This window comes from Wolbachia endosymbiont (group A) of Campoletis raptor (genome assembly GCF_964026755.1).
Lineage (GTDB): Bacteria > Pseudomonadota > Alphaproteobacteria > Rickettsiales > Anaplasmataceae > Wolbachia > Wolbachia pipientis.
Map to the genome: position 1 here is coordinate 1313351 of NZ_OZ034695.1, position 19649 is coordinate 1332999.

Genomic DNA, 19649 nt, shown 5'->3' on the forward strand with positions numbered 1-19649 from the left:
GTTAAAGTTTGCAAGTTAAAAAGAACAATAAAAACAGAATTAATGGATTTATCACAGCTAAGGAGGTACGCTTAGTTGATCATAGTGGTGAAATGGTCGGAATCGTGCCAATAGAACGAGCTTTGGAATTTGCACAGGGTGTTGGTTTAGACTTGGTGGAAATTGCACCTGATTCAACCCCTCCAGTATGTAAAATTCTGGATTATAGCAAGCAAAAGTATGATATAAAAAAGAAAGCAAGTGAAGCAAAAAAGAAACAAAAAACATTAACTATAAAAGAAATTAAACTGGGTCCCAATATTGGTGATCACGATTACGGAACAAAATTGCGTCAAGCAAGAGACTTACTTGCCCACGGACATAAAATTAAAGTCACAATGAGATTTAGAGGGAGAGAGCTTATAAACACTGAAGTTGGACTGGAAAAATTAGAACGGCTAATTCGAGACACTGAAGATATCGCAAAGGTAGAATTGGCACCTAAAAGAGAAGGGAATCAATATTTTTTAGCTCTGGTTGCTAAGTAGCAAAACGGCTTAAGAAGTATAAGTAAAGTTAAATTATCGCTCTCTCTTTGATAACATGGCGAAAATGTCTTATTAATCCTTGAATCGGCCAAGCTGCAGCATCGCCAAGCGCGCAAATTGTATGTCCTTCTATTTGAGTTGTAAGGTCAAGCAGCTTATCTATTTCATCAGGCTTAATATCTCCTGCCACCATCCTCTTCATAATCCTCCACATCCATCCAGTACCTTCACGGCATGGTGTGCATTGTCCACAGGACTCATGCATATAAAAGTGTGATAACCTCTCTATTGCAGCTATTATATCAGTTGATTTATCCATCACTATTACAGCAGCAGTACCAAGCCCTGATTGTGCAGTTCTTAATGAATCAAAATCCATTTCAATAGTATCGCATATAGATTTTGGAATTAATGGCACTGAAGACCCACCAGGTATTACAGCAAGTAAATTATCCCAACCCCCTCGCACTCCACCTGCGTATTTTTCAATCAATTCACGTAGTGGAATTCCGAGCTCTTCTTCAACATTACACGGGTTGTTTACATGTCCTGAAATACAAAAAATCTTAGTACCAGTATTATTTGGTTTACCAAGAGATGCAAACCATTCTCCTCCGCGATTTAGAATATCTGGAACCATGGCTATAGTTTCAACGTTGTTTATTGTGGTTGGACAGCCAAAAAGTCCAACACCTGCGGGAAATGGAGGTTTCATGCGAGGAAAGCCCTTTTTTCCTTCAATTGATTCAAGTTGAGCTGTTTCTTCTCCACATATGTAAGCTCCTGCACCCCTATGGATAAATACATCAAGATCATAACCTGATTTGCAGGCATTTTTTCCAATTAAGTTTTCTTTATAGGCTTCCTCAAGTGCTTTTTTCAGAACTAAATATTCATTATAAAATTCACCCCTGATGTAAATATACGCAACTGATGCGCTGATCGCTTTGCCGGCTAGGAGAATTCCCTCAAGTAACTTATGTGGCTCATATCGCAATATATCTCTATCTTTACATGTACCAGGTTCTGACTCATCTGCATTGACTACTAAATATGCTTTTGGAAGATTCTTGGGCATAAAGCTCCACTTAAGGCCGGTGGAAAATCCTGCACCCCCTCGACCTCTCAAACCAGATTTCTTTACTTCATCAATGATCTTTTCTGATCCTAAATCCAGTAATTCCTTTGTTTTTTGCCAGCTACCACGTTTTTTTGCACCCTCAAGTAGTGGAGTTCCCTTACCATTTAGGTTGGTGAATATTTTGTCTTGTTCTTTTAGCATGTTTTTCAAAATTTGTGAGTGATCCCGACGCGATTCGAACGCGTGACCCACTGATTAAAAGTCAGTTGCTCTACCGGCTGAGCTACGGGATCATTTCATTTTTCAGCTATACTAAACATCAATACAGTTTTTATCCGTTTTAATCAAACTAAAATTTTCATGTGTGGTTAAATAAATTATATAATATACTGCGTTAGTGATAATTTAGTTAAAAAATCTATGAATAATTTAAAAAAAATTTCCAAAGGAAAACTTCTTGTTAATTTTCAGTTCACAGATTTATTTGGATGATGTGACGTATAACGCTAAGGAGACAAAAAAATAGAGAAGTGTGTACACCCTGCAGAATTTGTACGCTATTTAGCAATAGCCTAATAGATAAATATTTCTTGCATTTCAGCCTGAGTGATTTATGCTTTAAGCAAGAATTACCTGGGGGTATAGCTCAGCTGGTAGAGCATCTGTTTTGCACGCAGAAGGTCAGCGGTTCGATCCCGCTTGCCTCCACCAGTCTATGTTAGCTCTAGCCGCCACAAAACCTGTCAAAGCAGCTTATTTTAATCTATGAGGATTTTATACTACTTCCCTGAAAATCCCTATTTCTTTTCGTAACTTTTCTCTACACAAGTAATGTTGGTTATTACAATTGTAATATATACCAACTTAACAATAAATTAATCAATAAATGTTAGAATACTAACAATTAATTTATTGGTAACGCCTATGAGTGGAAAAAAGCATGTTTTTAAGATGGTACCTGGAAAAGAGGTGTTTAGAAAAACCCCGACTAAATTGATAAAGTGGCCTGAAGGTTATGATCCTACAATGTCTATTAAAAAAGTTGAGCTTGTATCGCTGGATGATAAAAACGATGTAGCACTAGGCTTATTACCTATAAAACTTTGCGGCAGTTCTTGCCTAGACAGTTACATATGTCTGGAGGAAGAAAATGAAGGAAATCTGGTAGCCAAAGATTATAAAAGTGATTCTAACTTAGATTATGTAAAAAGTAACCATACATTTGTATATTACGGTAATGAGTTGGCTAAGTTATCATATACAAGAGAACTTGTGCAGCCTTTCAAAACTATGTGTAGCAGTTCTATTAAATCAAAAAAATTGGAATACAAATATGTAACATGGGAAGATTCAGATACTGGCAACAATAAATATTATTTTTCAGACGAAGCAGGAAATATAATCGATTCACCTGACAATGAGGTATTACAAGACATTATGTTATACTACGGTGAGAGACATATAAGAGATGTGCTACTGTTGCTATCAAGCACGTTTACCAAAGTTTTTATTCAGGGCCTAACAGACGACCAACTAAAAACTCTTACCAATACTTTTAGTAACGAGCAACTGCAAAAAATCATTCCTGAACTGAGTTCAAACCAGTTGCAAGCTTTAGTAGATCATCTAACCAATCACCAGCTAAAAACCCTCGCTCAGGAACTAAATCCAGAAAAGTTACAAATAATTGTTCCTATTTTAAATGATACTCAGCTTGAAGCTCTAGTGAGAAAATTAAATTCAGAGCAAGTAAAAGAAATTTTACCTCACTTAAAAGTGGATCAGTTCAAAGCACTTATTAAAACTTTAAATGACGAGCAATTTACAGTGCTTGCAAAAGACTTAGCTGAGCACCACTTGACAATACTCTCCAAAGAATTAGAAGGTGATCAGTTGAAAGCTTTAGTAAATAGTCTGCAAGAAGACCAACTGAAAGACTTAGTTAATAAGCTTGATCATGATAAACTTGGCATAATTGCTCAGGATTTAACTGATTCTAATAGGATTCAGATTATCATTAAGTCTTTAGCTGACAACCCAGAAAAACTTCAAGCTTTTGCTCGCAATATGTCTAATGAGCAGTTTAAAGAACTTTTGGATAACGTAGGTGCAGAAGAGCTTAAAGACATCATTCACAAACTGCCTTATGAGAAAGTAACAGCTGTGATTGGTGATCTTGGCAATCAAGATCAGTCTAAAGCTATTATTGATGCATTAAAAGGGAAACTTGACGAGCAGAGTAAACAGAACAAGGAAATGATTGAGATGCTCAAGCAAATCAAGGACGATATGCCATATTCTGCACATGACCTAATTCTTAGAGGTTGTCCGGAAACAAGTAAAAGGCTATAATATCTGAAATTTTAGTACGGGGTAAAGATGAGAAAAAAGTATCCAACAGATCTAAGCGAAAGGGAATGGGCAAGAATAGAAAAACACTTCAGAGTATCATACAAGAAAGGAGGAAGGCCGCCAAAGTATAGCAAAAGAGAAATATTAGAAGCAATTTTCTATGTATTGCGTACAGGGTGTCAATGGCGGTATTTACCAAATGATTTTCCGCTATGGAAGACTGTGTATGAGCAGTTCAGGCAATGGAAGAAGCAGGGAATTTTTGAGAAAATGAATTATGAAATTACAAAATATAGTAGAAGAAAAATAGGAAGGAATGAGCAGCCGAGTGCCTGTATAGTAGATAGTCAATCTGTAAAGACTACAGAAAAGGGGGGATCAAAGGCTATGATGGAAGTAAAAAAGTAAAGGGTAGAAAAAGGCATATAATTACAGACACTCAGGGTTTTATACTAGGTTGTTACGTAGGCGCTGCTAACGAAAATGATAGAGATGGTATTAAAATAGCATTAAACAATATGAGAACAAAATATACTAAAGTTAAAAAAATGTGGGCTGACATGGGATACCAAGGAAGAAATTTAAAGAATCACATAAAGGAAGAATATGACATAGATATTGAAATTGTTACAAGGCCTCCATGTAGATTTTGGGTGCACAAAGATACGCCACCTGAGCTACTACCAACAAGAGAACAAGGGTTTAAAGTACAGCCAAGAAGATGGGTTGTAGAAAGGACTTTTGCTTGGGTTAATAGGAATAGAAGGCTATCGAAGGAGTATGATTTACTCACAACATCCACTGAGAATTTCATATACCTAGCTATGAGTAGGGTTATGTTAAAGAGGGAATATGCTTGAATTTACTTGTTTCCGGACAACCTCTAACAACTCACAATGGTTGTGAACAGCGCAACATCAATTGGTCTCATGCACGCACTAGATACAACATAGCTTACGGGGTCAGATCAAACGAGCAGCTACTAGAACTAATAACATTTTTTCATGCACGAAAAGGTAAAGCAATAGGGTTTCGTTTTAAGGATTGGTCGGATTTTATAGCCATTAATCAAGAGATTGGTATAGGAGATAACAAAAAAACGACTTTTCAGCTAATCAAAACTTATGTAAGTGGGGAAGATAAGCATATACGTATGATCAAAAAGCCAGTACATGGGACAGTAAAGATTTATTTAAATGGTAAAGAAGAGAGTGAATATTCAGTAAATTATTCAACGGGAGAAATAACATTTATGAAGCCACCAGTAAAAGATGCGATAATCACTGCGAGCTTCGAATTTGATGTGCCCGTACGCTTTGATACAGATTACTTAAACGCTTCGATTGATGACTATGGAAGCAATAGCTGGAATAATATCCCCTTGGTGGAAGTGAAATTTTAGTTATAAGCGAGCATAGATCCACATCATAGTAGGGCTACTAGTCTACCATAAATTGAAAAATTAAGCACCACTGAGGCTCTATACCTAAATGAGCCTCAGTATATGCAATTATTTTAAACTTTATCACCAGCTATATACTACAATGTTGCTGAGCTTTGCTAACATTTACACTTGAAGCTTGGGGAGATTCTAACTCAGTGCTTTTTTCTTCCTGCAAAATAGAAAGCTTCAACAACTCCTTTAGAGTTGATTTTGCAAGTGTTGTATCATCTTTGTTTAAGATGTAGTCTAGCATGCCGTTTTTCTGTAAGAGATTAACAAAATATCTATCTCCCTCATTAAGAACCTCTATCTTGTTAATACAAGATAATACTAAATCCGAATTCTTTGTTGCTAAAATTCCATTCAAAAAGATATCTAATTTTGTTTTATCTTCAGTTAAGTCTTCAGCTAACCTATTTCTGATATTCTCATTGTCAAACACAATGTACTCGAGGTACGAGGAAGGCTCAATAAGTATAAAGTCCTCTAAAGGCACTAGTTCTGGATAGGTGCCAGCGTAATCAAGTATGCCACACTCAGTAATACACCCTCCTTTTCTTATAACACAGCAATTGAGACGACCATGATACATTGATAACAAAGAAAAAAGACGTATTATACTTGTACCTCTATCTTTCATTTCCTCGAAAAGCTTCCTATCATTTATTAATTTGTGCAAAATGTAATCCATAGCAGGACCTGGTTTGCGGAAATGAAACATATTATTCTCTTCAAAAATGGCCTCAGCTAATTCGATAGATTCTTTATCCTCATCTACGAAAGCTTTTTCATTTCTATTTAACTGTATGATCTCAGCTTTGCTATCTCTGCGTAGACCAGTTCTCCTTATTAACATCTCAAATATTTTTGTATTCATATATATCCTATATTAGTTAAAGTAAATATTAATAATGTTTACTTTTTAAATAAAAATCTTTTATATTTGCTTGAGTACCAAAAGGGCTTTATTGGTGTAATGCGTTTTCTATTGCGCCTGGCCGCAGCGCGTGATGCAACCGGATTCAAGTGTCAGCTACTTTTATAGCACCACTTCTGCTTCAATAACTGTAAATACTAAGCGATCTGTCTTAAAATCTCCTCTTGTTGCTGAGCATGTACACTAGCATAACCACATGCAGGAGATGCAGCAGCAAGTCTTGCAATGCACTTAGGTCTTTTTGCTTGAATATTGAGATTGGATAACACTTCTTCTATCAATGGGTTGACAAAAAACCATCCTCCCATATTTTTTGGTTCTTCTTGACACCATATAATTTCAGCGCTTTTGTATTTTTCAAGTTCAATACTTAGTTTATCGGCAGGAAACGGATAGAATTGCTCCAAACGTATTACTGCTATATCGTTTATTTTTTGTGCTTCACATATGTCGTAATAAACTTTACCACTGCATATTACAACTTTACGTATTTTATCATTCGAAACTAAATCTGTTCTATATTCTGGAATCACCGTGAGGAATTTTCCTTCAAAGTCAGATAGGTTAGAAACTGCTCTTTTGTGACGCAATAGCGATTTAGGTGTAAACACTACTAAAGGCTTACGAAAGTCTCGATGAATTTGCCGACGTAAAACATGAAAGTAATTTGCCGGAGTGGAGCAATTAACTATCTGCATATTATCTTCTGCACAGAGTTGTAAAAACCTCTCTATACGAGCAGAACTATGTTCAGGTCCTTGCCCTTCATAACCGTGGGGCAACAATAAAACTAGACCGCTTGATCGCAACCACTTTGTTTCTGCAGATGCGATAAACTGGTCGATCATAATTTGCGCACCGTTTGCAAAATCACCAAATTGTCCTTCCCAGAGCACCAGTGAATACGGGGAATCAAGACTATAGCCATATTCAAAGCCCATTACAGCATACTCTGATAAAGCGCTATCTATGACCTCAAAGTGAGCTTGCTTTTCATTTATATTGTTTAGCGGAATAAACGCTTCTTCTGTTACCTGATCAACAAGCCTTGAATGACGGTGCGAAAAAGTGCCACGGCCAGAGTCTTGGCCTGATAAACGCACTTCTATTCCTTCTGTAAGCAGTGACGCAAATGCAAGACTTTCGGCAGTTGCCCAGTCTATATTACTGCCGGAATTTATACTGTCTATTCTGCCATCAAGTATTTTTCTAACCTTATTATTAATGTTAAAGCTACTTGGGATATTGCTATTTATATACACACCTAATTTTTTCAACTCATCTGGCGGAACACCAGAATCTGTATAGTATTCGCTCAAATCGTTCAACCTTGCCCTTCTTAATTTTGACCATACTCCACAAAACCAGTCAGCTTTTTTTGGAGTGTAAGTCACTGATTCAGCAAGACTTTTATCTAATTTTGCCCTGAATTCACTGCGTAATTTATTTACTTCATCACCACTTAATACTTTCTCTGCAGTCAATTTTTCTTCATACAATGTTCCAGGAGTTTTATGCTTTGATATCACCTTATACATGAGTGGCTGAGTGAAATTCGGTTCATCACCTTCATTATGGCCATATTTGCGGTAACATATTATGTCAATCACTACGTCCTTTTTAAATTTCTGCCTATATTCCATCGCCAAATTCGCAACAAAACTCACAGCTTCAGGGTTATCTCCATTAACGTGAAACACTGGAGCTTCTATTGATTTTGCTACATCAGTGCAATAAAAAGAGGACCGCGCACAACACGGATTAGCAGTAAAACCAACTTGGTTATTAATGACAACGTGCACAATGCCATCCACCTTATAGCCTTCAATATTGCTTAGGCTCAAGGTTTCAGCAACCACTCCTTGACCGATGAAAGCCGCATCACCATGAATTGATATGCCAAGCACAGATCTTATATTCTGTTTTGCTCTTATTCTTCCAGCCAAAACCGGATTTACCGCTTCAAGATGAGATGGATTAGGGCATAAACTTAAATGTATTTTTTTGCCACCTGAAAGTGCTCGATCAGAAGAATAACCAAGGTGATATTTAACATCACCGGACACCTCAAGACCACTTGGGTGTGCGAGATTGCCTTGAAATTCAGATAGCATTGCCGCATATTCTTTTCCCATAACTTTGGTTAGAACATTGAGCCGTCCGCGATGAGCCATACCAAGAACTACTTCTTCAATACCATAACCAGCGGAATCACTAATAATTTTTTCAATTGCAACAATAGCTGATTCTCCACCTTCGATAGAAAAACGTTTATATCCAGGAAATTTCATATGGAGAAATTGCTCGAACATCTCAGATTCGATCAAGCGCCTCAGTATTTCCTTTTTATCTTGTGAACTCAGCGTATAGGTTTGATTTTCGATCTTTTCCTGCAGCCACACTCTCTCCTCATAAGAGGAAATATGCATAAATTCAAAACCGATGTTCTTGCAGTAAATATCTCTATAGATTCTAGTGTCACCCATAGGAGAGAGATTCGAATATTTCTGATAATCTACTTCCTTATTCACATTGGGTGATAACGGATTAAGATCCGCAAAAAAATGACCGTAAGATCTGAAAAAATTTGCTAAACTAGAAACTGAATCATCCACCTTAGTTGCACGCTGTGCACCGCAGGTCTCCGCTTTATTAACTTCTAAATTGCTTGAAAAAATTCTATACCAATCCTCCCCGATTGATTTATCACCCTGCAAATAACGGCTATACATTTCTTCCACAAATTCTGCATTATCACCATAAAGGCAGCTTAAACTCGACATAATCACTATAAAAAGTATCAAATACTTATAAGTATAACTTAAGTTTTTTAAAAAAGAACTTTTTTAGTTTCTATACGTCATACTGCGATTCATTCGCGGTATCTCTTAACATAGATCCCGCTAACACGTAGCGGGATGACGATTGTCAGGGTGTCATTCCAGCGCGTGACGCTGGAATCCAGTTTTTATTTGCAGCCTACTTGACTCGAAGCTAAGTTTTCTGGATCCAAATAGTCAAGGCACTGGGATGACAAAAAAAGGAGCACTGGAATGACAAAGCTATAGGTTGCAAGCGAGACGTCATACCGCCGCGGCGCTAACAAGAGATCCCGCTAACACGTAGCGGGATGACGGTTGTCGTTTAGCTATAAACATTAAGAAATTTACTAAGCGAAAAAAAAGGCAAAAGAAGCCCCGTGGTTGGCTAATTACTTACATTATACTTTCAAGTATGGCGTTTTTTTATTCTAAACGCTTAATAACCGCGATTTAGCTGCTTTTTAATGCAACTAACCTTTAGTCATAAATGTTTAAGAAATTTACTAAACAGAAAAAAAGACAAAAGAAACCCTAGGGTAGCTAATTATTCACTATCCATTTTTTAAGTTGGCGTTTTTTTATGTTTTAAATGCTTTATAAGCGCATTTTAGCTTATATTAGGTAAAAACCTAGAATTTTATAAAGACATAAGGTGCACATAGTGCAAAAAATTAAACATGAGACGCCAGATTCGTGAGTTTTTTTCTCATTTAATCTGTACAGAGAAGATAAATAAATAGCTTCACTTTCATGATAAGGGGGCTGACGGAGTTTGTCAAGGAAGTTTTTTCGTTTCTATGAGCTACTTGGATGACGAGAAAGGAGCACTTACATATTTATGGCAACCTCATTACCTACGCTCAAAAAGTTTTTCAATATCACTGAGTTTCATTTCTATATAAGTTGGTCTTCCGTGGTTGCATTGCCCGGAATATGGGGTTTTTTCCATTTGTCTCAGCAGCTCATTCATTTCATCTAACCTCATTTTTGTACCCGCTCTAATTGATCCATGACAAGCGATAGTGGCCAATATTTTGTTCACTTTATCTTCTACTGGCAATGTATCTTCTATTTCCGTTAATCTATCGACTATATTAATTAGCATCTCTTTCACATCTATTGCTCCCAAAATTGCAGGGATTTCTTTTACTATCACTTTATTTTCTGATTTGATCTCAATATCAAAACCCATTTCAAATAACTTATCTTTATAAACTTCAATCATCTCCATTCCGGCTTGATTTTTGATTTCAACCGTTTCAGGAAGAAGTAGTTTTTGTCTTTTTACACTTGATTTTTGTTTTAAGCATTCATATACTAGCCTTTCGTGGGCTGCATGCTGGTCGACTATAATCAATTTGTCTCTTACCTCGGCAATAATGTAAGTATTATAGACCTGACAGCGTGCAAACCCGAGCGGGTGGCTCTCTATCAAATCAACTTGCTCTAACACCTTTTTTTCTAGAACCATAGTCTCCGCTTGTGATGGTAATTTCTGTATGCCGGTATAATCAAACGATTTTGACTGTTCTGATAAGCTTTTTACTCTTTCATTTGGAGAAGCAAATTCTTTTATTAGTTGATTTTCAAAAGGACTTGGCCTTCTTTCATTTTGAACATTAGGTTTATCAAAAGGATCTGGCAATGTTGAATCCATTTTCTGGTCATGCGCTAGAAAGGTGCCTATCCTTCTTGACAATGCTTTAATTAATCCTCTTGTCACTATCTCATATATGAGCTTCTTATTCTGAAACCTTACTTCTGACTTATTTGGATGCACATTTACATCTACTTGATCATAAGGTATCTCTAAATGTAACGCTGCGAAAGGATACCTATCGCTTGGAATAAAATCATAATATGCATACCTAACTGCGCCAATAAGTAGATTATCTTTGATTGGCCTTCCATTAACAAACGTATAGATCTGAGTTGACTTACCACGATTGACGGTCGGTTTACAGATGTGTCCCGTAAGTTTAATGCCGTCTTCTTCTTCATTAATCTCCAGAGAACTGCCCTGAAATTCTTCTTCTACTTCACACAATCTATGAAATAACGAAGTCTGCTTAGCGTATTTTAAGAGCTTTTTATTACCTGAAGTGAGAGTAAACCCTATATGATAGTTAATCATTGCTAGGTTATTTACAATATCAACAATGCTTTGAGTTTCTGCTCTTTCGGTTTTTAGAAATTTTAGTCTATTTGGAGTGGCAAAAAATAAATCTCGTACTTCAATATGTGTCCCTTGTGATAAAGAGTAAGGAATCAGCTCCCCTATTTTCTCTCCACCCTCATAACTTATAGACCATGCTTCATTTGCTTCTCTTGCCTTAGACGATAATTTTATCCTACTTACTGCTGCTATTGAAGGCAGAGCTTCTCCTCTAAAGCCAAGATGCTTGATTTCTATCAACTCATTGTCGCTCAATTTTGAAGTAGCATGGCGCATAAACGCAAGTTCTAAATCGTTTTTTTCTACTCCGTTACCATCATCTGTCACAATAATAAGGTTACGCCCACCACTTTCTATTTTGATCTCTATTTCTAAACTTCCAGCATCTATTGCATTTTCCACTAATTCCTTTACTACACTTGCTGGCCTTTCTATCACCTCCCCCGCTGCTATACGGTTTATGGTTTTTGTGTCTAAAAGAATTATTGCCATAGATTTATTATGAAACTGGTTTTTCTTTTACTTCTTTGGTCTGTTTCTCTCTCCACTTTTTTAACCTACCTGCAATTTCACTGTTGGAAATTGACAATATAGATACGGCAGTAATGGCAGCATTATATGCTCCATTTTCTCCTATAGACATGGTTGCAACTGGAACACCCTTTGGCATTTGAACTATAGAGAGTAGACTGTCCAGCCCATTTAATTGTTTACTATGCACAGGAATGCCGATAACTGGTAAACAAGTTAGTGACGCAACCATACCAGGTAAATGAGCTGCACCTCCTGCACCAGCTATAATAACCTTAAAACCTTCTTCTTGTGCAGATTTAGCAAAATTGAAGAGCCTTTCTGGTGTTCTATGTGCAGATATTATGAATATATCATGTGAAACTTCTAATGCTTTTAACATATCAACAGTATGGACCATAGTGGTGTAATCTGACTCACTTCCCATAATAACAGCAACATCTTTTTTTATTTTTGTCATATTCAACACAATTTTACTTACTAACTAAATAATGTTCCAGCTAAAAAGCAACAAATATTTAAATTATACTATAAATGTAATATATAGAATTCTCGTTAAAATAGAAATTTTAAAAATTTAAATAAATATTTATATTAAGATATAGAGATATAAACTTCTTATGTAAGATAAATTTATAAAATAATTATTTTTGTATTTCAAGCTTTGTAATCTTAGCTTGTTCTTTCTATAAATGGTTTTTTCAGATAGACTGATGGTAAAATGGTAATTTAAAATTACTAGAAATTTGATAAAAATATTAATATATAATCAACTTAAAGTTTTAAATATTGATATCATATAATTATTGACAAGTTACATGATATTAATATCTTGGTATATTAAATATTATGTTATAATATTTAATAAAGTTAATTGATATGTGAGTGTAAGAATTATGGAAATAATATCGTTAAATAACTTAGACAGTGCAGGAATAAAAACAAAGTTGCTTTATATAATAAATAAAATTATAGAAAAAAATGCTTGGACTCAGGCTTTTGCAGCTGAGAAACTTGGTATTGATCAGCCAAAGGTATCGCAAATTAAAAATGGTAAAATAGATGGTTTTTCTTTAGAGCGATTGTTAGGATTTCTAAAAAAACTTGATCATGAGATAACAATCACGATGACAGAAAGCCAAGAAATAAAATCTGAGGCAGAAAAAGTAAAACATGAAGTTGAATCGCAATAGATACAAAGTTGACAACTTGTTTTTTGTGATATAGTATAAAACTTATTAAGGTAGTATCTTATGGCTGAGTCTATTGTAGAAAAGTGTATAGAACGGGTAAGTAACCGTTTCAAATTGGTTCTGTTGGCAAGTCAAAGAACACATGATTTAAATACAGGGGCAAGTAATCCAATTCAAGCAGCTAAGTTTAAAGGTCATAAAAATACCATAGTTTCCTTACATGAAATAGCAGGAGAACAGGTGGATACTCATGAGCTGTTTAGCCTTTTGGTAGGTAGATGCAAGGAATACATGAAAGGAAATATGAATAATGTTTACAGCAGTAATACAAGTAAGCTAGCGAATTTATTAAATTTTTCTGATAACACAGACCTTGATGCAAGTCAAGAAAGCCAAGATTATGAAGTGGATGGTGAAATAGATGATGAAATAAATGATCAAGATGGCGATGAAGAAGTATCCGTTTAGAAATCTACTGAAGTTACATAGTCTTTAAATGATTTGCATTGCTATCTATACACTGTTGTTCTGTATGAGTGTAATGTTGTGTTGCATAGTGTCTAAGTCAAATGATGTGTACAATAAGGTTTTAGCGTTCAATAATTTCTCAACGCAAGTAGTTGTACTTATAACAGCAATATCAATCATTCTGAATAATTTTTTTTTAATTGATATAGCATTGTTGTATGCTAGCGTTAGCTTTATATCAACTATAGCACTAATGAGATTAATGTTGTTTTGATAATTTATGATAGGATCCATTTTCATATTTTTAGGTATTTGTTTGATAATTATTTCAAATATAGGGGTGATCAGATTTCCTGATTTCTATACTAGGTTACATGCAGCAGGTATTACAGATTCTAGCGGTGCAACGTTATTGTTAATTGGTTTTGCTTTGCAGAATGGATTTTCAATCAATACTGTTAAAATAGTATTATTAATTTTTATAATATGGTTAGCTAACTCAACTAATAGCTATATTTTAGCGCGCACTCATTATAAAGTTAAGAAAAAAACTGTTAAAGAAGGCTAAGGTGTTAGAAATATTAAATGTAGTGTTACTTTTGTTGTTACTAACAGTTACGGTTTTTATAGTTTTCTCGCGACATTTAGTCGTAAGTGCTGTTCTAATGTGTGTATTTAGTTCACTGATTGCGCTTATACACTTAATTATGAATGCACCTGATGTTGCAATTACTGAAGCTTCTGTTGGTGCGGGGCTCAGTACAGTTTTTACGTTTGCAGCACTCTCCTTGATAAAGAATCATAAAGTAAATCTATCTCATAACCCTATAACGCTTTTTTTTATGTTATTTCTGGCTGTATGTTTGTCATATTTTATGATTCAATTGCCAGATTTTGGCAGCCACAATGCTCCGATCCACTTGCATGTTGCTCCTTATTATGTGGAAAATACCGAAAAAGCTACCGGTATTCCTAATATAGTGACAGCTATTTTGGCAAGCTTTCGTGGTTATGACACGTTTGGAGAAACTATAGTAGTTTTTACTGCTGCGCTTTGTATAACGTTGATATTAAAAGAAGAAAAAGAAAATGATTAAAGATCCGATATTAAATGCAGTAACATTTTTGATGATACCTTTTATCATTTTATTTGGTTTATACATACAATTTCACGGTGATTACACTCCGGGTGGAGGTTTTCAAGCAGGAATAATTATTGCCTCCGGGATAATATTATATTCAATGCTATTTGGTGTATCTACAACTCTAAAAGCAATACCTTATTCTGTGATTAGATTGAATAACGTGTTAGGTATTTTAATTTATGGAGGAACGGGCGTTGCAACAACTTTACTTGGCCAAAATTTTTTATCTTATGATATCTTGTTAACCAATAATAGAAACGGTCAAAAATTAGGTATTTTTTTGGTGGAATTAGGTGTAGCATTTACTGTCTGCTCCTCTATGTTAATTATATATATAAATTTTGCTCGTAGGAAAAAACAATGACTTTATATAATTATACGATTATTATTGTATTAATGGTGCTAGGTTTATATATTATTATAAACGATAAAAATTTAATCAAGAAGATGATAGGGGTAAGCGTCTTCCAAGCATCTGTTTTGTTATTTTACATATCTCTAGGATATATAAAAAGTTCCTTGCCTCCTATATTGGTTTCAAATTTTTATTCATATAGCAATCCTATACCCCATGTTTTAATGCTTACTGCTATAGTGGTTGGAATTGCAACATTTTCAGTTGGATTATCCATAGCAGTAAAAATGGAAGAAAAGTATGGAACAATCGATTAAGACAAGTGTACATAAATTAACAGTATCTTAAACTATATGAAGTAACAAATAGCCACAAGTTAAAAGTAAAATTATAGACTTGCTCGTTGTAAGTTTGTTTGTTAATAAGAAATAAAGTTATAAACTATAAAGGTAATGATGTCAACTATTAATGATGCAGAAGATAAGAAAAAAATTATCAAAGATCTGGTAACTAAGAGTATAAAAAAGGGTGGTTTTATCACCTTTGATGATATAAATGATAAATTATCAGATGAAAATTTTTCGTCTGACTTTATAGATGATGCTATATCTTTATTGCAGGATTCCGGAATTAATGTGCTTGAAAGTAGCGAAGATGAAGAAGATATTCCTTCCAACAGTGATGATAGTAAACTTGATGATGATGACACATCGCCAAATGTTACTGCAACTTTAGTACAAAATGATGATCCAGTGAGGATTTATTTACAAGACATGAGCTCCGTAAAGCTTTTATCAAGGGCAGATGAAATCGAGATAGCAAAAAAAATTGAATCTGAAAAGCATAACATGTTACGTGCAATAATTGAAACATCAGTAACATTAAAGGTGATAAAAGTATGGCGTGATGATTTAAGTAATGGAGCTCTCTTACTGAGAGAAATTATAGATCTGGATGCAATTTATAACTCTGATTTTAATGTGGTACCCAAAGAAGAAAGTGAAGAGAGTGAAGAAAGTGCTGAAGATGTTGAGGATTCTGAGGATGTTTCTGAAGATGCTGAGTACTGTAGTGATGATGAGAAAGATAGTAAAAAAAGTGATGATGAGAAAGACGGTAATAATGAAGATATAAGTTCAGTCAATTTAAATGTTTCTATTCTTGAAATGGAAAGTGACTTATTGCCAAAGGTCATAGTTGCATTGGATGAGATAATTACTTTAACAAATGAAGCGTTGATATTAAGAAAAAATTCTAAAAATTTCTCTAATGAGCTAGAAAATTTGTATAATCAAATATGGTCTATAGCATTACAAATTAAGTTAAGTGATGCCGCTGTTGCCAGAATTACACAAGAACTTTATAAGATAAATAGATCCATTACGCTTGAAGAGGCTAATCTTATTGCTGAGGCTAGAAAATACGACATCGATAGAGAAAGTTTCTATAAAGTTTATGATGACGTGCTTTTAAAGCACGAATTGAAAAAGATAAGTCTTTTAAAGATCAATGAAAATCAGTCCTCTTTTACAGGTGAATTAAAAAACAAATTTTTAAGGTTTATAGACGATAACTCTGAACATATAGCTAGTACCTTGAACGGTATTAAGCAGCATATACAGGAAGATAACGTACAAGAATTTAAGGAGCTAATCAAGAGAATACAAAAACGCGAACGAGAAGTCTCTGAAGCAAAGCAAGAAATGATTAAGGCTAACTTAAGGCTAGTAGTTTCCATTGCTAAGAAGTATTCAAAAAGAGGCCTTGATCTGCTTGATTTGATACAAGAAGGCAATATTGGTCTTATGAAGGCCGTGGATAAGTTTGATTACAAACGTGGATATAAATTTTCAACTTATGGCACTTGGTGGGTAAGACAGTCAATCACTAGAGCAATACCTGAGCAGTCTAAAGTAGTTAGAATACCAGTTCATATGGTGGAAATTATCAGTAAAATCAACAGAGCATTAAGAAAGATGACTCATGAGATGGGAAGAGAGCCGACGTTAGAGGAATTGAGTGTAGAACTGACAATGCCACTGGAAAGAATACGCAAAGTTATGAAAATAGCAAGGGATCCAGTAAGTCTTGAAGCTCCAACAGGAAAAGATGATAGTAGTACCTTTGGTGATTGTATAGAAGACAAGCGAGTCTCCAGGCCAGAGGATGCTGCAATACTTGCTGACTTGCGTGGCATTACAACCAATGTTCTTGCAACTTTAACACCAAAGGAAGAAAGAATTTTAAGAATGCGTTTTGGCCTTGGTAAAGATGGGAAGGAACATACCTTAGAAGAAGTAGGAAAAATTTTTAATGTAACACGTGAGAGAATTAGGCAAATAGAGGCAAAAGCACTGCGCAAGTTGAAACATCCAAGCCGTGCTAGAAAACTTAGAGGGTTCTTTTAAGTATACGTGTCAAGTTAAGAAAAAGCTGATTTTGCCCGGAAAAAGTGGAGAGCAAGTTAGGCCAAAGTTGTATAATTTCACCGCTATTTTTCTTTTTCTATGAATCTAATGAAACAACATGCTAATCTACGGTAAATATTATGACAAACAAAAATGACAATTCTAATTCAAAGTATAGAAATTTTTATGTTCTGGGTGATAGCTTATCCGATAATGGCGCAATCATTGGAATTTTAAATAATTTATCCTTTGCAAAAAGCGTAAAATTTGATGATCCTTTTTATCAAGGAAGATCTTTTAGCAATGGCCCTACTGCTGTTGAATATATAGCAAAATATTTAGATTTAGATGAATTTAAACCTGGGTGGAGTTATTCATTTTTTGGGAGATGCCACGAACAGCAAGGTCAGAATTACGCAGTTTCATATGCAACAGCATCTGAAATTTTTGACCCTATTTTTTCTTATTTCTTCAATAAATTTCGTTTAGCTAACCAGCTAGATGCGGTAATTAAACATCATCCAGATATAGGTAAAGAAGATTTATTTTGCATCATAATCGGCGGAAATGATGTTATGGTTGCCACTGCTTATGACGATACTAAAGCGGAAGAAGTGTTGGAACAAGCAGTGAGTGAAATATGTAATGCACTTAAGGTTCTAAATGAACATGGTGTTAAGCATGTAGTTGTTGCAAATGCACCTGAAGTTGGCTCAATACCAGCTTTTAATAGAGATGAAGAAGCAAGGGAACTAGCTACAAAGCTCACGGAGAGTTTCAATGCAAAACTGGCTAAAGGCTTAGATTATATGAAGAAAAGTACAAATCTTGAAATAAAAGCATTTGATCTTAACTCTAAAATGAGAAGTATGTTTAGCGAATACAAGAGCAAAGGTTTAAATTGTCAAGATGCATGCACATCGAACATTGCAGACCAAGTTGGGAGATTTAAAGAAAATATAAAAATACTCTTAAAGTTGATATTTAAAGGGGAACTTGACGTTCACTATAACCCTGGGTGTAGCAAAGAAACACTAAAGGATTATTTCTTTTTTGATTATTTCCATCCAACTGCGGAACTTCATCATGAAGTTGGTAATGAAGTGTATGAGTTGATTTGACACAGTTTTTTTGAACATATCCTTTTAAATAGTAACCAGACTGCATTCTGTGATTTTTAGCAAAACACGATCTTTCATTTGAGCTTTCTTCAATTTAAAATAAATACAGAAAATTGCTGCCTATAGCTAAACTGACTTAGATTTACCGACAATTTGAAAAACCGTCATCCCGCTACTATATAGTTATTGATATATATTTTCTTTTAAGCTCTTGGTTTTGATCGATAAATGTAATCATTTCATCTTCTAAAGTTTTAATTTGATTACGTAAAATTGCAAGAAGTTCCTCTATTTGTTTGATTATAGATGTATCAGTTACCTGTTGGATTTGGGTTTTTTGTATTTTTGCTATTTCTACAAGTTGGTTTCTACGAGATAATTTTTGTTTCAAGCAATCAATATTACCATTACTAACTGTTAAAGGAGTAACACGCATATCTGTATTATTAATATAACGTGAGATGATACTGCAGTCTGTTTTATCAGTTTTTGTGGTAATACCAAGGCTTTTAGCATAGTCTCTCCCACCTTGGTTGAATGACGTACACCTCATAAAGTATAGGCACATAATTTTTCGTATCCACCAGTTGCCTCAAGACCAATTTTGGTTACATTATGCAAACGTAAAAAGTCCAGCATTTCATCAATGGATTGTACATTGTTTTCAAATATTTTATAATGCTCAAGTGGGTGAATGTGGAGATCTAATTTACTTTTGCTAACATCAATGCCAGCAATAATGTTTGATGAATTCATAATTCCTCCGTAATAATAACATATACTGCATTTTCCAGCCTTATATACGAGCCTAAAAGCTCAATCAGTTGTTCGGAACTTTCAGTATAATAAACCAGAGAAGAGAACCTTGCTGAACAACGATTCTTATAATCAAGGGGCGTGACGGTTCCTCTTCTCTGTGTGTCTTTAATATCACTACTTTGATATTTATAAAGACTTGTTCTTAACATATAAGGGAAGTGTCCTCTAGGTAAGATTGTGGAGTATTCGTTGTAGCATTTGGCTGTTCAATTACGCTAGTTGATTCTTTAGGTATACTATTTCCTTCAAAATTTCCATCTTTTTATTATG

Annotated in this window: 19 protein-coding genes, 2 tRNA genes and 1 pseudogene; 14 read left to right on the forward strand and 8 right to left on the reverse strand. The window is 34.8% G+C overall.

Annotated elements, in window-relative coordinates; translation table 11 throughout:
- The first annotated feature begins 8 nt into the window (after positions 1 to 8).
- Positions 9 to 527: a translation initiation factor IF-3 gene (gene infC / locus AAGD74_RS06695; RefSeq protein WP_006279610.1), complete on the forward strand. Its 519-nt coding sequence runs from the start codon at positions 9 to 11 to the stop codon at positions 525 to 527.
- A gap of 28 nt (positions 528 to 555) precedes the next feature.
- Here infC and nuoF read toward each other — a convergent pair whose 3' ends face one another.
- The gene (nuoF, locus tag AAGD74_RS06700) at positions 556 to 1809 is read right to left on the reverse strand and encodes an NADH-quinone oxidoreductase subunit NuoF (RefSeq protein WP_077188376.1); all 1254 of its coding nucleotides are present in this window, start codon (positions 1807 to 1809) and stop codon (positions 556 to 558) included.
- Positions 1810 to 1828: 19 nt separating this feature from the next.
- Positions 1829 to 1901 (reverse strand) — tRNA-Lys (locus AAGD74_RS06705).
- Positions 1902 to 2243: 342 nt separating this feature from the next.
- On the opposite strand from AAGD74_RS06705, the gene AAGD74_RS06710 reads away from it, so the two are divergent.
- The 4 genes and pseudogenes from AAGD74_RS06710 to AAGD74_RS06725 all read left to right on the forward strand — a co-directional run bounded on the left by AAGD74_RS06710 (position 2244) and on the right by AAGD74_RS06725 (position 5362).
- A tRNA-Ala gene (locus AAGD74_RS06710) sits at positions 2244 to 2319 on the forward strand.
- Between the two features lie 213 nt (positions 2320 to 2532).
- A complete protein-coding gene (locus tag AAGD74_RS06715) occupies positions 2533 to 3960 on the forward strand; it encodes a magnesium transporter MgtE N-terminal domain-containing protein (protein WP_338482588.1) in 1428 nt (475 codons plus the stop codon).
- A gap of 27 nt (positions 3961 to 3987) precedes the next feature.
- Positions 3988 to 4820: pseudogene (locus AAGD74_RS06720) on the forward strand (IS5 family transposase).
- A complete protein-coding gene (locus AAGD74_RS06725; RefSeq protein ID WP_236514304.1) occupies positions 4817 to 5362 on the forward strand; it encodes a TIGR02217 family protein in 546 nt (181 codons plus the stop codon). Before AAGD74_RS06720 ends, AAGD74_RS06725 begins: the two are co-directional and overlap by 4 nt.
- 130 nt (positions 5363 to 5492) lie before the next feature.
- Here AAGD74_RS06725 and AAGD74_RS06730 read toward each other — a convergent pair whose 3' ends face one another.
- The 4 genes from AAGD74_RS06730 to purE form a co-directional block, all read right to left on the reverse strand.
- Positions 5493 to 6281 carry a hypothetical protein gene (locus AAGD74_RS06730; protein WP_006279249.1) on the reverse strand — a complete coding sequence of 263 codons (789 nt, stop codon included), beginning with the start codon at positions 6279 to 6281 and terminating at the stop codon, positions 5493 to 5495.
- Positions 6282 to 6478: 197 nt separating this feature from the next.
- Entirely contained in the window at positions 6479 to 9124 is a 2646-nt protein-coding gene (locus tag AAGD74_RS06735) for a 2-oxoglutarate dehydrogenase E1 component (RefSeq protein WP_338482587.1), read from the reverse strand.
- 889 nt (positions 9125 to 10013) lie between these two features.
- A complete protein-coding gene (gene mutL, locus AAGD74_RS06740) occupies positions 10014 to 11831 on the reverse strand; it encodes a DNA mismatch repair endonuclease MutL (protein WP_341810632.1) in 1818 nt (605 codons plus the stop codon).
- Between the two features lie 7 nt (positions 11832 to 11838).
- Positions 11839 to 12330: a 5-(carboxyamino)imidazole ribonucleotide mutase gene (gene purE / locus AAGD74_RS06745; RefSeq protein WP_341810633.1), complete on the reverse strand. Its 492-nt coding sequence runs from the start codon at positions 12328 to 12330 to the stop codon at positions 11839 to 11841.
- Between the two features lie 436 nt (positions 12331 to 12766).
- On the opposite strand from purE, the gene AAGD74_RS06750 reads away from it, so the two are divergent.
- The 9 genes from AAGD74_RS06750 (at position 12767) to AAGD74_RS06790 (ending at position 18560) form a co-directional block, all read left to right on the forward strand.
- On the forward strand, positions 12767 to 13063 hold the full coding sequence (locus AAGD74_RS06750) for a helix-turn-helix domain-containing protein (RefSeq protein ID WP_010081926.1): 297 nt from the start codon (positions 12767 to 12769) through the stop codon (positions 13061 to 13063).
- Positions 13064 to 13123: 60 nt separating this feature from the next.
- Positions 13124 to 13531: a DNA-directed RNA polymerase subunit omega gene (gene rpoZ, locus AAGD74_RS06755; protein WP_341810634.1), complete on the forward strand. Its 408-nt coding sequence runs from the start codon at positions 13124 to 13126 to the stop codon at positions 13529 to 13531.
- A gap of 28 nt (positions 13532 to 13559) precedes the next feature.
- Entirely contained in the window at positions 13560 to 13805 is a 246-nt protein-coding gene (locus AAGD74_RS06760; protein WP_007548527.1) for a monovalent cation/H+ antiporter complex subunit F, read from the forward strand.
- 6 nt (positions 13806 to 13811) lie between these two features.
- The gene (mnhG, locus tag AAGD74_RS06765; protein ID WP_338482585.1) at positions 13812 to 14099 is read left to right on the forward strand and encodes a monovalent cation/H(+) antiporter subunit G; all 288 of its coding nucleotides are present in this window, start codon (positions 13812 to 13814) and stop codon (positions 14097 to 14099) included.
- A 1-nt stretch (position 14100) separates the two neighbouring features.
- On the forward strand, positions 14101 to 14628 hold the full coding sequence (locus AAGD74_RS06770; protein WP_006279704.1) for a DUF4040 domain-containing protein: 528 nt from the start codon (positions 14101 to 14103) through the stop codon (positions 14626 to 14628).
- Positions 14621 to 15040 carry a Na(+)/H(+) antiporter subunit B gene (locus AAGD74_RS06775; RefSeq protein ID WP_338482584.1) on the forward strand — a complete coding sequence of 140 codons (420 nt, stop codon included), beginning with the start codon at positions 14621 to 14623 and terminating at the stop codon, positions 15038 to 15040. The genes AAGD74_RS06770 and AAGD74_RS06775 overlap by 8 nt, the downstream gene beginning before the upstream one ends.
- The gene (locus tag AAGD74_RS06780) at positions 15037 to 15348 is read left to right on the forward strand and encodes a cation:proton antiporter subunit C (RefSeq protein ID WP_006279706.1); all 312 of its coding nucleotides are present in this window, start codon (positions 15037 to 15039) and stop codon (positions 15346 to 15348) included. Before AAGD74_RS06775 ends, AAGD74_RS06780 begins: the two co-directional genes overlap by 4 nt.
- 138 nt (positions 15349 to 15486) lie before the next feature.
- Entirely contained in the window at positions 15487 to 17439 is a 1953-nt protein-coding gene (gene rpoD, locus AAGD74_RS06785; RefSeq protein WP_341810635.1) for an RNA polymerase sigma factor RpoD, read from the forward strand.
- A 140-nt stretch (positions 17440 to 17579) separates the two neighbouring features.
- Entirely contained in the window at positions 17580 to 18560 is a 981-nt protein-coding gene (locus AAGD74_RS06790) for an SGNH/GDSL hydrolase family protein (protein WP_010082050.1), read from the forward strand.
- A 175-nt stretch (positions 18561 to 18735) separates the two neighbouring features.
- On the opposite strand, the gene AAGD74_RS06795 is transcribed toward AAGD74_RS06790, so the two are convergent.
- Together AAGD74_RS06795 and AAGD74_RS06800 are read right to left on the reverse strand one after the other, a co-directional pair.
- Positions 18736 to 19113, reverse strand: a complete 378-nt coding sequence (locus AAGD74_RS06795; protein ID WP_077188453.1) for a hypothetical protein — start codon at positions 19111 to 19113, stop codon at positions 18736 to 18738.
- Positions 19110 to 19316, reverse strand: a complete 207-nt coding sequence (locus tag AAGD74_RS06800) for a hypothetical protein (RefSeq protein ID WP_077188452.1) — start codon at positions 19314 to 19316, stop codon at positions 19110 to 19112. The genes AAGD74_RS06795 and AAGD74_RS06800 overlap by 4 nt, the downstream gene beginning before the upstream one ends.
- Positions 19317 to 19649: the final 333 nt, after the last annotated feature.